Origin of the sequence: Pseudomonas sp. Q2-TVG4-2 (assembly GCF_013620795.1) — a bacterium.
In the GTDB taxonomy this organism is placed as follows: domain Bacteria; phylum Pseudomonadota; class Gammaproteobacteria; order Pseudomonadales; family Pseudomonadaceae; genus Stutzerimonas.
In genome coordinates this window covers 114,944-131,591 of the sequence record NZ_LGLW01000003.1, presented here as the reverse complement: position 1 = coordinate 131,591, position 16,648 = coordinate 114,944, and the positions used below count along the sequence as shown (strand labels likewise).

At 64.8% G+C, this 16,648-nt stretch carries 17 protein-coding genes; 7 read left to right on the top strand and 10 right to left on the bottom strand.

Annotated features, from left to right (window positions below; all coding sequences use genetic code 11):
* Positions 1–195: 195 nt before the first annotated feature.
* The 10 genes from H3028_RS06970 to H3028_RS06925 form a co-directional block, all read right to left on the bottom strand.
* Positions 196–1,848: a proton-conducting transporter membrane subunit gene (locus H3028_RS06970; protein ID WP_181296322.1), complete on the bottom strand. Its 1,653-nt coding sequence runs from the start codon at positions 1,846–1,848 to the stop codon at positions 196–198.
* The gene (locus H3028_RS06965) at positions 1,845–3,341 is read right to left on the bottom strand and encodes a complex I subunit 5 family protein (RefSeq protein ID WP_181296321.1); all 1,497 of its coding nucleotides are present in this window, start codon (positions 3,339–3,341) and stop codon (positions 1,845–1,847) included. Before H3028_RS06965 ends, H3028_RS06970 begins: the two co-directional genes overlap by 4 nt.
* Entirely contained in the window at positions 3,338–4,762 is a 1,425-nt protein-coding gene (locus tag H3028_RS06960; RefSeq protein WP_181296320.1) for a complex I subunit 5 family protein, read from the bottom strand. Before H3028_RS06960 ends, H3028_RS06965 begins: the two co-directional genes overlap by 4 nt.
* Positions 4,759–5,040 carry an NADH-quinone oxidoreductase subunit K gene (locus tag H3028_RS06955; protein ID WP_181296319.1) on the bottom strand — a complete coding sequence of 94 codons (282 nt, stop codon included), beginning with the start codon at positions 5,038–5,040 and terminating at the stop codon, positions 4,759–4,761. The genes H3028_RS06960 and H3028_RS06955 overlap by 4 nt, the downstream gene beginning before the upstream one ends.
* The gene (locus H3028_RS06950) at positions 5,037–5,948 is read right to left on the bottom strand and encodes a hydrogenase subunit MbhD domain-containing protein (RefSeq protein ID WP_181296318.1); all 912 of its coding nucleotides are present in this window, start codon (positions 5,946–5,948) and stop codon (positions 5,037–5,039) included. Before H3028_RS06950 ends, H3028_RS06955 begins: the two co-directional genes overlap by 4 nt.
* Positions 5,941–6,237 carry a monovalent cation/H(+) antiporter subunit G gene (locus H3028_RS06945; protein WP_181296317.1) on the bottom strand — a complete coding sequence of 99 codons (297 nt, stop codon included), beginning with the start codon at positions 6,235–6,237 and terminating at the stop codon, positions 5,941–5,943. The genes H3028_RS06950 and H3028_RS06945 overlap by 8 nt, the downstream gene beginning before the upstream one ends.
* Positions 6,230–6,481 (bottom strand): monovalent cation/H+ antiporter complex subunit F, encoded by a 252-nt coding sequence (locus H3028_RS06940; protein ID WP_181296316.1) that lies wholly within the window; start codon positions 6,479–6,481, stop codon positions 6,230–6,232. The genes H3028_RS06945 and H3028_RS06940 overlap by 8 nt, the downstream gene beginning before the upstream one ends.
* Positions 6,481–6,972: a Na+/H+ antiporter subunit E gene (locus H3028_RS06935; protein ID WP_181296531.1), complete on the bottom strand. Its 492-nt coding sequence runs from the start codon at positions 6,970–6,972 to the stop codon at positions 6,481–6,483. Before H3028_RS06935 ends, H3028_RS06940 begins: the two co-directional genes overlap by 1 nt.
* A gap of 118 nt (positions 6,973–7,090) precedes the next feature.
* Positions 7,091–9,493, bottom strand: a complete 2,403-nt coding sequence (locus H3028_RS06930; protein ID WP_181296315.1) for a glycoside hydrolase family 65 protein — start codon at positions 9,491–9,493, stop codon at positions 7,091–7,093.
* The gene (locus H3028_RS06925) at positions 9,486–10,445 is read right to left on the bottom strand and encodes a PfkB family carbohydrate kinase (protein WP_181296314.1); all 960 of its coding nucleotides are present in this window, start codon (positions 10,443–10,445) and stop codon (positions 9,486–9,488) included. The genes H3028_RS06930 and H3028_RS06925 overlap by 8 nt, the downstream gene beginning before the upstream one ends.
* 368 nt (positions 10,446–10,813) lie before the next feature.
* Here H3028_RS06925 and H3028_RS06920 point away from each other — a divergent pair, with 368 nt between their 5' ends.
* The 7 genes from H3028_RS06920 to H3028_RS06890 all read left to right on the top strand — a co-directional run bounded on the left by H3028_RS06920 (position 10,814) and on the right by H3028_RS06890 (position 16,601).
* A complete protein-coding gene (locus H3028_RS06920; RefSeq protein WP_181296313.1) occupies positions 10,814–12,496 on the top strand; it encodes a carbon starvation protein A in 1,683 nt (560 codons plus the stop codon).
* Complete coding sequence (locus tag H3028_RS06915; RefSeq protein ID WP_181296312.1) at positions 12,493–12,759, top strand: cory-CC-star protein; 267 nt, start codon at positions 12,493–12,495, stop codon at positions 12,757–12,759. The genes H3028_RS06920 and H3028_RS06915 overlap by 4 nt, the downstream gene beginning before the upstream one ends.
* The gene (locus H3028_RS06910; protein WP_181296311.1) at positions 12,750–13,742 is read left to right on the top strand and encodes an ArsA family ATPase; all 993 of its coding nucleotides are present in this window, start codon (positions 12,750–12,752) and stop codon (positions 13,740–13,742) included. Before H3028_RS06915 ends, H3028_RS06910 begins: the two co-directional genes overlap by 10 nt.
* A gap of 302 nt (positions 13,743–14,044) precedes the next feature.
* On the top strand, positions 14,045–14,713 hold the full coding sequence (locus tag H3028_RS06905; protein WP_181296310.1) for a CsgG/HfaB family protein: 669 nt from the start codon (positions 14,045–14,047) through the stop codon (positions 14,711–14,713).
* A gap of 18 nt (positions 14,714–14,731) precedes the next feature.
* Entirely contained in the window at positions 14,732–15,094 is a 363-nt protein-coding gene (locus H3028_RS06900; protein WP_181296309.1) for a DUF4810 domain-containing protein, read from the top strand.
* 9 nt (positions 15,095–15,103) lie between these two features.
* Positions 15,104–15,781: a DUF799 domain-containing protein gene (locus H3028_RS06895; protein WP_181296308.1), complete on the top strand. Its 678-nt coding sequence runs from the start codon at positions 15,104–15,106 to the stop codon at positions 15,779–15,781.
* Positions 15,782–16,025: 244 nt separating this feature from the next.
* A complete protein-coding gene (locus H3028_RS06890; RefSeq protein ID WP_181296307.1) occupies positions 16,026–16,601 on the top strand; it encodes an antibiotic biosynthesis monooxygenase in 576 nt (191 codons plus the stop codon).
* The last annotated feature ends 47 nt before the right edge of the window (positions 16,602–16,648 follow it).

Sequence of the window (16,648 nt, the reverse complement as noted above, 5' to 3'; positions counted from 1 at the left end):
GAATCACTCAAGGCGCCGTTGGCGCCTTTTTTTGTTTGCGCGTTTAGTTGCCTGAAGCCGATATACCGCGCGCCTTATTAAGTAGCTAACAACTAGCACGAAAAATCCGCATAAGCGATTTTTGCTATAGCCCAGATAACAAATTGAAAAGCAAATTGCTAATTAACGGAAGCGCTATGGATATATTCGAAATCATCACCACAACCAGCCCAACCACAGCAGCGCCACCAGCAACCAGGCGCTCATGGCGAGCGTGCCGGTATTCCACAAGCGATTCCAGTGCCGCTCCCGCTGCCGCCAACGGGGCTGATCCGGGTCCGCGCTCGGCACCGCCAATGGTGGCCGCTGCACCAGCCGCTTGAGCCGTAGCGATAGCCAGAGCGTCAGCTTCGGACCGGCAACCAGCCGCGCCGGAACTTTCCAGCCGAACCGCAACGCCAGCGCTGCCAGCACGAGTGCCAGCAGCAGCGGCCACAGCGCAGCCCAGATGCCGCTCGGGTACAAGCCATGCAGCATGGGTTCGCGCAAGGCGGGCCAGAGCCAGGGGAGCAACAGCGCCAGGCTGCTCAGCAGCACCCACGGCAACAGCTGCGCTAATGGCGGCCGCGATGCCGGTGCTTCCTGGGCGTCACGCCGCAGCAGCCACAGCGCACGCATCAGTAACAAGGCGGTGGTCAGGCTGCTGAAGCTCAACCAAGGCAGCCAAGCCTCGAATGTGCCGGCGTGCCAAGACTCCTTCAGCGCCGTCTTCACCGCCCCGCCGCTGGTCAACGGCAGCCCGATGATCGCCAGCGCCGGCACAGCCAGCAGTAACCAGCCGCTGCGGGGCAGCCGGCCTGCGTGGATCAGGCCGGCCGCGAGAAACAACGCACCCTTGGCCAGCCCGTGATGCACGCCGTAGAGAATCATCACCGTGGTCAGCGCCTGCAATTGCTCTGGATGGCGCCAGACCAGCGCCAGCAGCATCAGCAGGTAACCCATCTGGCTCACCGAGGAGTAGGCCAGCGCCGCCTTGGCCTCATTGGCAAGCAGCCCCAGCAGCGCCGGGTAGATCGCACCGAAGATGCCCATGGCAAGCAGCACGTCGGCCCAGCCGGACAGCAATGGATCCTGTTCGGGTAGACAGCGCCAGAGGCCGAGAAAGCCAGCCTTAAGCATCGCACCGGACAGCACGGCACTGGCCGGTGCTGGCGCCGCCGGGTGCGCCAGCGGTAGCCACACGTGCAGCGGCCAGAACCCCGCCTTCAGACCGAGGCCGATCAGCAACAGCAGCAGGGTCAGGCCGTCCATGGGCAGCGCACGCCAGGCGGCAAAGGCAAAGTCGCCATCGGCGGCGTGGCTGCGCAACATCAGCGCTGCCAGCAGGGCCATCTCGCCGCAGATCGCCAGCTGCAGATACAGCCGCCCAGCGCGGCGAGGGCCGGGACCGCGACGATGGACGATCAATCCGTAGGCCGAGAGGCTCATGGCGCTAAAGCCGAAGTAGAAGCTCAGCGCATCCGTGGCGATGATCAACAACAGGTTGCCGGACAGCGCCAACAGCCAGAACGTCCAGAAGCGCATTCGCTTGGGGTCGTCCCGCTGGCTACTGACGGCGAATGCCCCGGCACATCCCCAGAGCAGCGCTGTGAAGCCCAGCCAGGCACGGCTCAGCTCATCAACCGCCCCCCAGCGCACGCCTTCCCAGAGCATCGGCAGGTCCAGCGCCGGCACCGGCCAGACGACCATGGCCAGCGCTGGCACACAGCCGAGCCAAAGCCAACCGAGGGCACGCTCGCGCCAGATCAGCAGCCCCAAACCGGCCAGCAAGGGTGCCACGGGAACGAGGAGCCAGAGCCAGGCGTTCATATTTCGAACTCCCGCTTGACGATCAGCTGCGCCCAACCCAGCGGGCTTAGCGCCGTGCCGGCGAGCAACCCGACCACCACCGCCAGCGCCGCCGTGAACAAGGCCGGCATCAGCAGCATCCAGTGCGTCTCCCAGCGCTCCTCGCGCCAGTTGTCTTCATGCCAGTCTGCCGGCTCGGCAAACCAGCCGCGCCACAACAGCGGCAGAAAATAGCCCGCATTGAGCAGCGCTGAACCCATCAGCACCAACAGTACCCAGTCCTGGCCGACTTCCAGCGCGCCCATACCCAGCGCCCACTTGCTGGCGAAACCGGCAATCGGTGGAATCCCGATCATCCCCAGCGCGCCGATACTGAAGGCCGTCATGGTCAGCGGCATGCGCCGACCGACACCGTCCATTTCGCGGATGCGATGAATGCCCAGGGTCTCGGCGAAATTGCCGGCGCAGTAGAACAGTGTCACTTTCATCAGCCCCTGATGCACCAGGTGCGCCAGACCACCGACCGCCGCGATTGGCCCGAGCAATGCCACACCAAGGGTCACGTAGGACACCTGGCTGATGGTCGAATAGGCCAGGCGCTTCTTCAGCTCCTGCTGCTGCAGCGCCCGCAACGAGCCGTAGAGAATGGTCGCCGCCGCCAGCCAGAGCAACGGCCCAGCCATGTCCAGGCGGGACAGGGCCTCGGCACCGAACACGTCGTAAACCACCCGGATGATGCCGAAGGCGCCGGCCTTGACCACCGCCACGGCGTGTAGCAGCGCACTGACCGGGGCCGGTGCCACCATCGCCTGTGGCAACCAGCCGTGCAGCGGAATCAGCGCCGCTTTGACGCCGAGCCCGGCCACCAGCAGGACGAAGGCCACGCGCAGCGCCAGGCCATGTTCCGCAACCGCCTGCAGCAGATAGCCACCGGGCTGGAAATCCTGCCCACCGGTCAGACCGTGCAGTAACGCCACACCCATCAGCACCAGCGCGCCGCCGCCTATGGTGTAGGCCAGATAGACGCGCCCGGCCCGCAGCGCCTCCGGCGTGCCGCGATGCACCACCAACGGGAAGGTCGCCAGCGTCAGCATCTCGTAGAACAGCAGGAAACTGACCAGATTGCCCGCCAGCGCCAGACCCACGGTGGCGCTGACGCAGAGGCTGAAATAGCCGAAGAAGCGCGAACGCAGCGGTGACTTTTCCAGGTAGCCGATGGCGTAGATGGTGGTCGCCATCCACAGCACCGAGGACAGCGCGACGAATAGCAGCGACAGCGCATCGCCTTGCAATACCAGCGGTGCGCCGGGCAGGAACGGCAGGCTGAAGCGAAACTCCAGGCCGCGACTGACGCCGTAAATCATCGCCCCCACCAGCAGCAGCTTGATTCCCACCCCGCACAGGTTGAGCGCCACCCTAGTTCGCTGCTGATCCTCGCGCAGGGTAAAGATCAACAACCCTGGTATTAGAGAACTGAGCACAATCGACAAGGGCAACCAGCTGGTCCAGCTCATCGCGCCACCCCGCCAAGCCAGAGCAGCAGGGGTTCGCTGATGAGCGCCAGGCTTAGTACCAGCAAGGCCGGCAGCATCGCCAGCCATTGTGCGAGGCGATCCGGCGCCACACTGGGCGGATTCGGCCTGGCACGATCAAAGCCCAGCGCCACTACCCGAAACACATAAGCGGCCGACATCAGCGTGCCGAGCAGCACACCGAACGCCCAGGGCCAGTGCTGCGGCTGCTCGAACAGCGGCTGCAGCAACAGCCATTTGGCGAGAAAGCCGCCACTGGGTGGCAGGCCGACCAGGCTGGCGCCGGCTACTGCAAAGGTCGCCATGGCCACCGGCATGTTCTGGCTGGCGCCTTTCAGCGCGCGCACCCGACGCGTGCCCAGCACCCGCTGCAACTCACCGGCAGCGAGAAACATCGACACCTTGGCCAAGCCGTGGGCGAGGATGAACAGCCACAGCGCCGCCGTCATGCGCGGCTCCTGCCAGTGCAGCAGCAGGCCCAGCGCCAGCAACGCATAGCCCAGCTGCGCGACAGTCGAGTAAGCCACCAGCATTTTCAACCGCGGCGCGCGCAGGGCCGACCAGCCACCGGACAGCAGCGCCAGAATGCCCGCCGCGGCAAACAGCACGCCGGCCTCGCGGCCCAGTTCGGGCGGGGCGATCTGACTCCAGACCAGCCAGAGAATATAGATCGGCCCCTTGACCACCAACGCCGAGAGCAACGCGCTGACCGCCGTCGGTGCGCCGGAATGCGCCGGCGGCAGCCACAGGTGCAGCGGCCACAGTGCCGCCTTGAGCATCAGGCCGACGCTCATTAGCAGCAGTGCCAGCCGCGTGGTGGCGTCCGCCTCGGCCAGTTCCGCCAGTAGCAGCACATCGAGCACGCCGTAGCGCCCGTAGAACAACGCGACACCGAACAGATAGGCGAGCGAGCCGGCCAGCGACAGCATCAGATAGTTGAAAGCCGGGCGGTAGGCCTTGCGTCCGGCCAGCGCCACCAGCGCAACGGCCGTAAGGCTGAGCAGCTCGAGGGTGACGTAGAGGTTGAACAGATCCGCCGACAGCCACAGGGCGGCCAGCGCGCCGTGCAGCAGGCAGGACAGCGGCCAGTAATCTTCGCTGCCGGTGGCATGCGGGCTGCGCGCGGCGTAGAGCGCCACCAGCAGATGCAATCCGGCGGTGAATACCATCAGCAAGGCCGTCAGCGGGGTCAGCTGGAAGCGGATCGCCAGGGGCGTATCCCAGCCGCCGATGTGCAGCAATTGCGGGCCCAGTTGCATCGCCTCGTGCAGCGCTGCAGAGCCGGCCAGCAGGCTGGCGAGGCTGATGGCAATCACCCACAGGCCGTTATGCCGTGGCTGCAGCAGAACCAGCAGCAGTCCGCCCAGCAACGGCAGGGCCAGGCTCAGCAAGGCCATGTTCATTGGCGCTGCTCCTCGTCGCCCTGTACCACCCCGGCCAGCCGCAACGCCAGCGCCGTGGCACTCACCGCCACCACCAGACCGGTCACCACCAATGCCACCAGCAGCGGATCGCTCGGCTGGCTGCGCGTCGCCAGGGCGATCATCACCAAAAATACACCGCTGCCCATCAGGTTGAAGGCGATGATCCGCCGCAATGGCTGACGCAGGGTCAACAGGCCGTGCAGACCGAGTAGCCAGAGCGCGGCGCCGACGGCCATCCAGAACAATGCGCTGCTCATGCGGATGACTCCTCGCCGTCGCCGATCACCAGCAGACTCAGGCTGGCGGCAATCGAGAAGGTCGCCATCGCTTCGATCAGCAGGATCACGTACTTGGCCGAATCGTCCGGGTAGTTCAGCCAGCCCCCGCCCAGCCAGGCGGTGGCGATAGCCACGCCGATGAAGACCAGCAGGCCGCCCAGCACCAGCAGCCGTAGCGGCGCGAAGGACCAGCGCAACCTCGGCAGCAGGCCGGACAAGCGCAGCAAAACCACCCCGGCAGCGAGCAGCGAACCCGCCTGGAATGCACCGCCCGGTGCGCTGGCGCCACGCCAAAGAATGTAACCCGCCGCCAGCACCAACAACGGTGCCAGCACCCGTGCCCAGGCACGCAGCAGTGGCCAGGGTTCGGCGAGATCGAGGCGGCGAGGCCCCAGCTGTCGCGCGCCGAGCAGCGCCAGCAGCAGGACCGCCAGTTCCAGTAAGGTGTCCCAGGCGCGCAGGTTAAGCAGCACGGCGGTGACCGGATGGCTGACACCGGTCTGCGGCAATACCCGATCGATCTCGGCCGGCAGCGTCGACGTGCGATCGGCCAGCGGTGCAAGCCCCTGCACCAGCATGATCAGCAATGGCAGCACCACCATCGCCGCGGCGAGGCGCTGGCGGATCGGGGTGATATCCGGCAGCTCCGCCGGCCCCGGCTGGCGTGCCAACGCCGCGAACAGCAACACCCCAGTCAGCCCCGCCCCGATGGCCGCTTCGGCCAGGGCCAGGTCTGCCGCGCCCAGGCGCGCCCAGATCAGCGCCAGCGCCAGGCCGAAGGCAATGAACAGCAGCACGCTGGCGTAGAGGTTGCGCCCATGCAGCGCACCAAAGGCAAGGCCGAGCAACAGCAGGCCGAGCGCGCCGTCGAATAGCCACTCAGTCATCGTCCGGCTCCTCGCCAGCCTGGCGTGCCAGCAGCTGGCAGGCGGTGGCGCTGGAGGCCAGTAGCAACAGCCAGATCAACAGCATTTGGCCAACTTCGAGCAGGCTGTCGGCGCGAAGCGACAGGCCGGCAATCACCAACCCAAGGCCGAGGGTATCGGCTTTGGTGAGGGCATGCAGACGGCTCACCGCATCGGGAAAACGCAGCAAGCCGATGCTGCCGGCCGCAAAAAACAGCAGGCCGCCAATCAGCAGCAACCAGCTCAAGACCATGAGCAGCAGATCAATCATGGCGGCTCCGTCGCAGCAGCTGCACCAGCGCGGCACTGGCGACCGCCGCCAGCAACCCCAGCAGCAATGCCACATCTCGCAGCGCCGGTTGCCCTTGCCACTGCGCCATGACAAGCAGCAAAGCCGTGCCGGCGGTGCCAAACAGCTGGATCGCCAGCAGGCGGTCCACCCGCTCCGGCCCCAGCACGACACGTCCCAGGCCGACGACGATGGTCAGTAGCAACAACGTCGAGTACAGCGCCATCAGCGGCCGCCTCCGCTACCGAGCAGCTGCACCAGGCGATCCTCCAGCTCGATCACTGTCGGCTCCCACCGCTGCCGTCGATCAAGCACGTGCACGCGCATGCTATCGGCCTCGATTCGCGAAGCCAGCGTGCCCGGCAACAGCCCAACCAGCGCCGAAAGCAACAGCCGTACCCGTGGCGATTCGGCGCGCAACCGGTAGTCGAGCCAGGCGGGCTGCAATGGCCGTCGAGGGAGCAGCGCACGCACCGCCACGTCCCATGCGCCCAGCGTCATACGCCCGAGGAAGAACCAGACAAAGCCCGGCAGCGCGCGCAGAGAGGGTTGCCAGGGCCGCGTACCGAGCCGGAGCGACAGCGCCACAGCGAGCAGAATGCTCGGCACCCCCAGCGCCCAGCCGCCACCCTCGGCGAACAGCGCCCAGATCGCCGCGTAAAGCAACGCCCAACCCAGCCCATCGAGCCAGCGGCGTCGTAACCCGGTCTGTTCCATCACTGGTGCTCCTTGTGGTACGTCGCCTTCCTCGAACCGGGAACGGCTACGGTGCATGGTCGAGATCCGCACCGGCGGGTATCGATGCGTTGACGGGAGATAAGCCGCATGCCGCGACTCACACCCCAACCCGACACGGCACCAGAAGTGACTGGCCGGGCTCGAGCTGCGCCGGCCCCTCGGCATGTCGTACCGGTACCGGCACCTGGTTGTCAGCATGGGCCACCACCCGCAACTGCCCGCCGCGCAGCTGCAACTCGAGCCGCGCCTTGCGGTAGGTCAGCTGCAAAGTCAGGTCGCCCAGCTCTGCCGGCATTGCCGGAAAAATGTGTAGCCCATCGAGCTCCAGTCGCACCCCGAGGTAGTGCCGCTGCAGCACATCCAGCGAGCCGCACATCGCGCCCAGATGGACGCCCTCTTGCGTACCCTGGTTATCCGGGGCGTATAGATCGGTATTCAACGATTGCTGGAAGTACGCCCAAGATGCCTGGCTGTCGACCGGCGCCAACGCACCGGCGCACACCACCTTCGACAAGCTCGACTCATGGGTGATACGCGCCAGGTGGTGAGCGAGGGTATGGCGCCTGCTTTTTTCGTCGTGGTGATAACCGAGCCGCTCGAGCAACGAACCCAGCGCCGGCTGCGGCAGCAAGTGGTGGGCCATCAGCACATCGGCCTGCTTGGTCAGTTGATAGCCGTCACTGCTGTCGTGGCGCGCTTCGAGCATCCAGTCCAGGCGCGGCCGATCCCCATGCAGCCACTCCTGCGGCGGCGGTTGCAGTTGCTCGAAGCCCTCGAATTGACAGAGCACATCCTCGTCGATAAACGGCAGATACATGCGCCGGCTGATGTCCCGCCATCGGGCGGGCTCGTCCATGCCCAGCTTCAGCCGCTCGGCCAGCGCTGTGGCGCGGGACTCAGGCAGCAGCTCCAGCACTTGCAGGGCACGGCACAAGGTCCAGGTCGCCATCAGGTTGGTGTACGCATTGTTGTCCAGCCCCGGTTCGGCGGCGCCGGGGTAGCCGTTGTGGTACTCGTCGGGGCCGATCACACCGCAGATCAGGTAGCGCTGTAGCGCCTGGTCAAAGCGCACCAGGCTGGCCCAGAACCGCGCGACTTCGATGATCAGCTCACCAGCGGGACCCGCCAGTAGTGTCTCGTCATCGGTCACCAGATACAGCTGCCACGCGTCGTAAGCCACGGCAGAACCGATGTGCCGCTGCAAGTAGGTGTGATCGGCCATCCAACGGCCAGACATCGGGTTGCACTGCCAGGGCGGGGTTTCCTCTTCGCCGCTGCAGGCGCTGCGCCAGGGGAACATGGCACCGTGCAGCCCGAGCCGACGCGCCCGCTCACGGGCCTTATCCAGGCGTCGATGGCGGTAATCCAGCAGGCTGCGCGCCAGTTCCGGGAAGTGCGTGGCGAGAAACGGAAAAGCGAACAGCTCGTCCCAAAATACCTGGCCGTAGTAGCCCTCCATCCAGCCGCGCGGCGGGAAGCCGATGTCATGCCCGACGCTGTGTGGCGACACTGTTTGTAGCAGATGAAAGGCATGAAAGCGCAGCGTCAGCTCGAGCCGCGGGTCATCGGCATCAATGCGCATCCGCTGCCAGAGCCGTGCCCAGGCATCGCTGTGCGCCCTCTGCAGATTGGCAAAGGTGTCGCCCGGTAGCTGCTGGAGTAACTGCGCACGCGCCACGCTGTCGTCCCTTGGCCGCTCCTGATCGACCTGGACCACCACCCGCTTCTCGATAATCAACCGGCCATCGGCGGGACGACGGCATTCGGCTTGCTGTAACAGCCTCTGCTCGGCCTGCCGACCCCGCCACCGCAGGTCCATTCCAGGCGTGCGGACCTGTGCGGCCATCACCAGCCGGTGCTCTTCATCGGCCAATCCGGCGCTGAGCGCGGCGCGCCCGTCCTCCTCGTGCTGCAGCACGATGTCTCGCAGCCGCTGCCCTTCATAGGCCTGATTGCGCCGTATGGCCGCGTTCGTGACACCGCCGTCAAGGGCGGTGCGCAAGCGCAGCCGGTCGACCTGCGGCGGGATCTTAAGCTCCCAGCGCAACACTGCAAGCTGGGGGGTGGCCATGCTGACGAAGCGGGTTTCGTGCAGCTGTAGCGCGTGGCCCGCCAGTTCGAAGTCCAGCTCGCGCTCCAGCAGGCCGCTGTCCAGCGTCAGCGACTGTCGATAACGTTGCAGTTCGATCTCATCGAGGCGGTACCAATCGCCGTCATCCAGCGCGAAGCTCAGCCCGAAGGGGTCCGGGAGGTTGACCAGCGCCGCCATCTCTACCTTGCTGCCGTTGACCTCTCGGGGCGCATGGTCATACCAGCCGGCGCGGTAGAAGCCGGCGTAGTGATCGCCGGCATTAGCCGTATGCAACGCGGCGGCCTCCGGGGCACTGGCGCGGCAGGACAACAGGCCGTTGCCCTGGGCCAACAGAGCCTCACGGCGGCGTTCATCGGCCGGATCGTAATGATCGAAGACCAGCTTGCACGGCGCTTGCCGATTACCCATCGACTGCCCTCGCCCGCTCCAGCAGACCGTTCGCCATCCGCTCCACCTGCTCACGCGTCGGGTAGCTGGGCTGCGAGCCATAGCCGGTGACCGCCAGGTTTGCCGCCGCCACGCCCCAGGCGGCGGTCTCTCGGGGAGCACGACCCTCCAGCAGCGCGATGGCGAAGACCCCGGTGAAGGCATCGCCAGCGCCGGTCGTGTCCACTGGTACCACCTCCCCCGGCGGGATGTGCAGCAACGCCTGCTCACTGGCTAGCACGCAGCCGCCATCCGCCAGCTTGATGCAGACGATGGGCGTGCCTGACCGCTGCAGCTCGCGCGCAGCGCTGGCGGCCTCCGCTACCGAACCAATGGAACGCCCGACCAGGCCCTCGGCTTCGGGCAGGTTCGGCGTGATGGCGTGCAGCTTGCCCAACAGGTCGCGCTCGAGACGATCCGGGAAGGACGGGTCGAGCACCGTCTGCAAGCCCTTGCGCGCCGCAGCCTCGATGGCGCGGCGTACTACCCAACCCGGAATTTCGTAATCGAGCACCAGGCTGGCCGGGGTTTCGCAGCCGTCAATGCACGCGGTCATGGCGTCGGCAGCCGCGTCATCCCAACAGTCGTTGGCCTCCGTGGCCAGGACGATCTGCTTCTTCGCATCCGGCGGCACCATAATCATCGATACGCCGGTGGATCGACCTTCGGCATGCCCGACCCCGTCGACCTGAACGCCGGCCTCGCGCAACGGCGCAAGCGCCTGCTCGGCCAATGCATCGTCGCCCACTCGGCCGAGCAGGATGCTGCGCAGACCGAAGCGGGCCGCGAGGTAGGCAGTATTGCTGGCCTTGCCACCGGAAAGGCGACACAAATCATGAGCCAGCAGGGTTTCACGACCGCCGGGCGGCTCATCAATCCGCACCTGGAAATCGGCATTGATGCTACCCAGCGACAGCAACGTGAGGCGCTCCATGAACAGGCTCCGGTGAATCAGGCTCGTTCTTCAACGGACCTGAACCACCGGCCAGGGTTCGCGTTTCGCTGAGCGGCCCGGCGAATCAGACTTCCGCAATCGCTCGATGATCGCCTCCAGCCCCGGTGCCAGAGCCTTCATGCACGCAATATCCGTCCGGTCGCCTCCCCGCCCTGCCGGGAAACCTTTTGCGTTGCGGCCGCTCGAAGCTCAATCGCCCAGCCGTCCTGCTGTGGCTCGCGGTGCGCCGCCGCAGGGCCTTGCTGATCGATACCGAACACAGCACCCGTCAGGGTGCCCAGTTATTAGCGGGCGACAGCCCAAGCCTGCGTGATGCCTGTATCGGGCACGCGTGCGAGGAGCCTTCGATGAGTGCGATTGCATTGATGATTGTGGGGCTGGCGGCGATGTCGCTGGGGTATCTGTTCTACTCGAAGTTCATCGCCGAGAAAATCTACCGTCTCGATCCCAACTACCGCACCCCGGCCCACACCATGCGCGACGGCGTGGATTACGTGCCAACCAACAAGTTCGTACTCTGGGGTCACCACTTCACCTCCGTTGCCGGCGCAGCGCCCATTGTCGGCCCGGCCATTGCTGTGATCTGGGGCTGGGTGCCGGCTTTTCTCTGGGTGGTGCTTGGAACCATCTTTTTCGCTGGCATCCACGATTTCGGCGCGCTCTGGGCCAGCGCCCGCAACAAGGGGCAATCGGTGGGCATGCTCAGCGGTCGGTTGATCGGCTCGCGTGGACGCAGCCTGTTCCTGGTGGTGATCTTCCTCGTATTGCTGATGGTCAATGGCGCCTTTGCCGCGGTGATTTCCAACCTGCTGGTGTCGACGCCCACCTCGGTGATTCCGGTGTGGGGGGCTATCGTCGTCGCGCTGGTGATCGGCCAGCTGATCTATCGCTACAACGTCAAACTGCTTTGGCCCTCACTGGGCGGTGTGATCGTGCTCTATTTGCTGATTCTGCTGGGCAGTGCTTATCCGATCACGCTGCCCGACACGGTGCTCGGGCTGAGCGCCAAGTCGTTCTGGATCCTGCTGCTGTTCGCCTATGCCGCCATTGCCTCGCTGCTGCCGGTTTGGGTGCTGTTGCAGCCACGCGACTACATCAATGGCCTGCAATTGTTCGTCGGCCTCGGCCTGCTCTATTTCTCGGTACTGTTTGGCGCGCCTGAACTGGTGGCGCCGGCCTACAACGCAGAACTGCCGGCCGACAGTCCGAACATCGTGCCGCTCCTGTTCGTCACCATCGCCTGCGGTGCCATCTCCGGCTTCCACGGGCTGGTAGCCTCCGGCACCACATCCAAGCAGCTGGATAAGGAAACCGACGCCCGCTTCGTCGGCTATTTCGGCGCAGTCGGTGAAGGCATGCTTTCGCTGGCGGCGATCATCTGCTGCACCGCCGGTTTCGCCACGTTGCTCGATTGGCAGCAGGTCTACACCGCCTTCGGTCAGGGCGGTGTGAATGCCTTCGTTCAGGGCGGCGGCACCCTGCTCGCCAATGGCCTGAACCTGCCCGCCGACCTCGGCGCGACCATTCTCGCGGTGATGGCGATCCTCTTCGCCGGCACCACCATGGACACCGGCCTGCGCCTGCAGCGCTTCGTGATCCAGGAAGCCGGCGAACTGGCCGGTATGAAAGTGAACACGCTGGTCGGCACGCTGATCGCCGTCGGAGTGTGCATGGCCCTGGCATTCGGCGCTGGCTCCGAGGGCAGCGGCGGCATGGCCATCTGGCCGCTGTTCGGCACCACCAACCAACTCCTGGCGGGCCTGACGCTGTCTATCATCACGGTGCTGCTGATCAAGCAGGGCCGGCCGGCCATCTACACGCTGGTGCCGCTGGTGTTCCTGCTCGCCATGTCGATTTACGCACTGCTGGTGCAGATGGGCCAGTTCTATCGCGCCGAGAACTGGCTGCTGCTGGGTATGGATGTGGTGATCCTGATCGCCGCGCTGTGGGTCACGCTTGAAGCGATAAGCGCCATGCGCAAAGGCCGTGATCCCGCAGCCGAGATGACGACTGACGAGCCGCTGCCATGAGCGGGGAACGACCCTTCCTGCATAAGCTTGCCGATGGCCTGCAGGAGTTCTATGTCGCGCCCTACCGGCGCACATTCGCCCGTGCCCGGCGCGACGAGGACGACTTATTCATGCTGCTGGTGTTTTCCGAGGCGCTGGGTGTGCCCAACCCCGCGGCCTGGTACACCCTGGAGCTGATGCCCGAACTCTACGAGCGCTTCCATGACTGGCATCGACGCATGGGCATGGAGCACTCGCCGCTGGATCACATCGGATGCTGCTAGAGCTGGCTGCGCAGCGCCGAGTGTTGTTCATCGGCGGCAAGGGCGGCGTCGGCAAGACCACCGTTGCCGCCGCTACCGCCCTGCAACAAGCCGGGACCGGACGCCGCGTACTGCTGGTCTCCACCGACCCGGCGCACAACCTGGGGCATCTCTGGAATCGCCCGATCGGCGCCAGCATCGTGCGCCTGGCCGCTGGCCTCGATGGCCTGGAGCTTGATCCCGAGCTCACCGTGCGCAGTCATCTGAACGAAGTGGGCGCCGCCCTGCGCCGATTGATGCCGCCGCATCTGGCCGGCGAAGTCGATAAGCACATGGCGCTGTCCCGCGATGCACCCGGCATGCACGAAGCGGCGCTGCTCGAGCGCATCGCCGATACCGTCACCCAGGGCCTTGATCGCTACGATCTGCTGGTGTTCGACACCGCCCCGTCGGGCCATACCTCACGACTGATGGCTCTGCCCGAAATGATGACCGCCTGGACCGAAGGCCTGCTGCAACGCCAGGAACGCAGCAAGCGCTTCGGCGATGTGCTGCGCAACCTCGGCAAGGACGACGCAGGCCTGGGTGAAAGCATCCTCGGCCGTGAAGCGAGTGATGGCGACGACCGCCAGCAGCGCGTGCGCCAGCTGCTCTACCGGCGGCGAGAGCGCTTCAGCCAGCTGCGTGATGTGATTCAAGATCGCCAGCGCTGCGCGTTCATCATCGTGCTGGCCGCCGAGCGCCTGCCGGTGCTGGAAACCATCGAGCTACAGGCCCAGCTGCAGCGCAGCGGCATCGACGTCGCCGGACTGGTGGTGAACAAGCGTTCGCCAAGCAATGCCGGCGCCTTTCTTGCCGAACGCCGCGCTGGCGAGCAGCGCCATCTGGACAGCCTCCAGCAGGCGTTGCCGAACCTGCCGATTCAACAACTGCCTCTGCTCGCTGAGGATGTGGTCGGCGAGGCTGCGCTGAGAGCGTTTGGTGCACGGCTGAGTCAGTCATAGCGCACCCGCAGGCCGCGCTCGACGAGCGGTAGCCCGAACCCGTTCAACTGCGAACCACGGCACTGGCACAGTGCCATCCTTGTTGTAGACTCCGCGCCATAGTCTGGCTGCCCGACGCCTGTCATCGGGTATGCGCTAAGGACAAGGATCAGTAGTCAAGGACGCTCTGCATTGCCCCCTCGCAGCATTTTCCTGCCTATTACCTGCCCGTCCCACTCTGGTTCGCCAGCGTGATCGCGTAGCCGTTCCCATAACAAAGCCCATAGCCAACGCCCACCACAAATCAAAGAGAATCCACTCAGATGAACAAGAAGCTCGTGGCCAGTCTGGTCGGTTTCAGCCTTCTGCTAGGCGGCTGCGCCACCGAACAGTCGCGCACCCTGGAGGTCGCCAAAGTGACCTCCGCCAGCAGTGTCTATCACGGTCAGCGCAGCCCGATCTCCGTCGGCAAGTTCGATAACCGCTCCAGCTACATGCGCGGCCTGTTCTCCGACGGTATCGATCGGCTGGGCGGACAAGCCAAGACCATCCTGATCACCCACCTGCAGCAGTCCAATCGCTTCAATGTGCTGGACCGCGACAACATGAACGAGATCGCCCAGGAAAGCGCCATTTCGAACACGCGCGCACAGCTGCGTGGGGCCGACTTCGTGGTCACCGGCGACGTCACCGAATTCGGCCGCAAAGAAGTCGGCGATCATCAGCTGTTCGGCATTCTTGGTCGCGGCAAATCGCAGATCGCCTATGCCAAGGTCAACCTGAACATCGTCAACGTGAGCACATCCGAGGTGGTCTTTTCGTCCCAGGGCGCAGGCGAGTACAGCCTGTCGAACCGCGAAGTCATTGGCTTCGGCGGTACTGCCAGCTACGACTCCACCCTTAACGGCAAAGTCCTTGATCTGGCGATCCGCGAAGCGGTCAACACCCTTGTCTCAGGCATCGACAGCGGTGCCTGGCGTCCCGCGCACTAACCTCAAGGAAGAGTTCACATGAAATTGCATTCAAGCCGTGCCGCGGCCCTTGCCGCTCTGCTTTTGGCCGCCCTGCTCACCGGCTGCACCGGTAACCGGACGCCTCAGCTGTATCACTGGGACGGCTATCAGCAGCAGGTCTACGAGCACTTCAAACATGAAACGGGTCCGCACGAGCAGATCGCCGCGCTCGAGGCCAGCCTGCAGAAGGCTCGCGCCGTTGATCGCTCTCCGCCACCCGGCTTCCACGCTCACCTGGGCATGCTCTACGCCGAAGTAGGCAAGGCTGATCAGGTCCGCCAGCAATTCGAAACCGAAAAAGCACTGTTCCCGGAGTCCGCTACTTATATGGACTTCCTCATGCGCAACGTAGCGAAGTAAGAGGTCATGATGCGTTTAATCTCTCTCAAGACATTCCTGGTACTTGCCGCCGTGGCGTTGACCACTGGCTGTGCGACACAAAAGGCCCCCTACGACTACAGCGCATTCGAACGAAACAACCCGGCCTCGATCGTGGTACTACCGCCGGTCAACACCTCACCGGACATCAAGGCCAGCTATAGCGTGCTGTCACAGGTGACTTATCCACTCGCTGAGGCGGGCTACTACGTGTTACCCGTCGCGGTCGTCGACGAGACGTTCAAGCAGAACGGTCTGATGAACGCCGACGAGATGCACATGGCGCCGCCTGCCAAGCTGCGTGACATCTTCGGTGCCGATGCCGCGCTCTATATCGAAGTCAGCCGCTACGGCAGCAGCTACAAAGTGCTGACCAGCGAGGTGACGGTCGAAGCAAGCGGCAAGCTGGTCGATCTACGCAGCGGTGACCTGCTCTGGCAGGGCCACGCACTCGCCAGTACGGCAGAGAATCAGAAGAACTCAGGCGGTGGTCTGGTCGGCATGCTGATCACCGCAGCCATCAACCAGATCGTCAACAGCCTGAGCGACCGCAGTCATGAAGTCGCAGGCATCGCCAGCCATCGATTGCTGACCACCAACAGACACGATGGGATCCTCAGTGGCCCTCGCTCGCCGTTGTACAAGCAGAACCGACTGGCAAATCGCTGACCCGACTCGGCTGCGTCAGTACGCCGCAGCCGTCCGCACCTTTTCCCCGAACTGACGCCCCTTCCAAGTGCAACAAATCTCCGTATAGTGCGCCGTCGTCCCGGCGATGCCGACCTCACGTGGTCTGGCACTGTCTGACGACCGAGGCATGACCCTTGCCTGACCCATTTCGCAGCCCACCATCCCGGCGCTGCGTTTGCCGAATGCCCTATCCGGGTGGCCGGCTTGATACTGGAGATACACGATGTCTACCGAACCCGTCACGCTGATGGTGGCCCGCCGCGTGCGCGATGGCCGCTACCACGATCTCCTCGCCTGGCTGCACGAAGGCGAACAGCTGGCCGCGGACTTTCCCGGCTACCTCGGCTCCGGCGTGCTGGCACCGCCGCCAGGCGACGATGAATTCCAGATCGTCTTCCGCTTCGCCGACGAGCAGACCCTCGACAGCTGGGAACATTCGGCCTCGCGCCGGGCCTGGCTGCAACGCGGCAGCGAACTGTTCGGGCAACCCCACGAGCACCGCGCCCGCGGCATCGGCACCTGGTTCGGTGGAAACGAAAGTGCGCCCCCGCCGCGCTGGAAGCAGAGCGTAGCGATCTGGCTGGCGTTCTTTCCGGTATCGCTGCTGTTCAATCTGATGTTCGGCGGTGCACTTAGCGAGCTGAGCCTGGTGATGCGCATTCTGCTCACCACGCTGGCGCTGACGCCGCTGATGACCTATCTGTTCATTCCGCTTTCCACGCGCCTGCTGGCGCCCTGGTTACAGACCCCGCCTCGCCCGCACATACGTCACGGTAAACAGGCCGTCCCCGCCCGCTGATCGACTGGCAGCAAACAACTCGTAAAAAAACATTGCTGCCATTCATC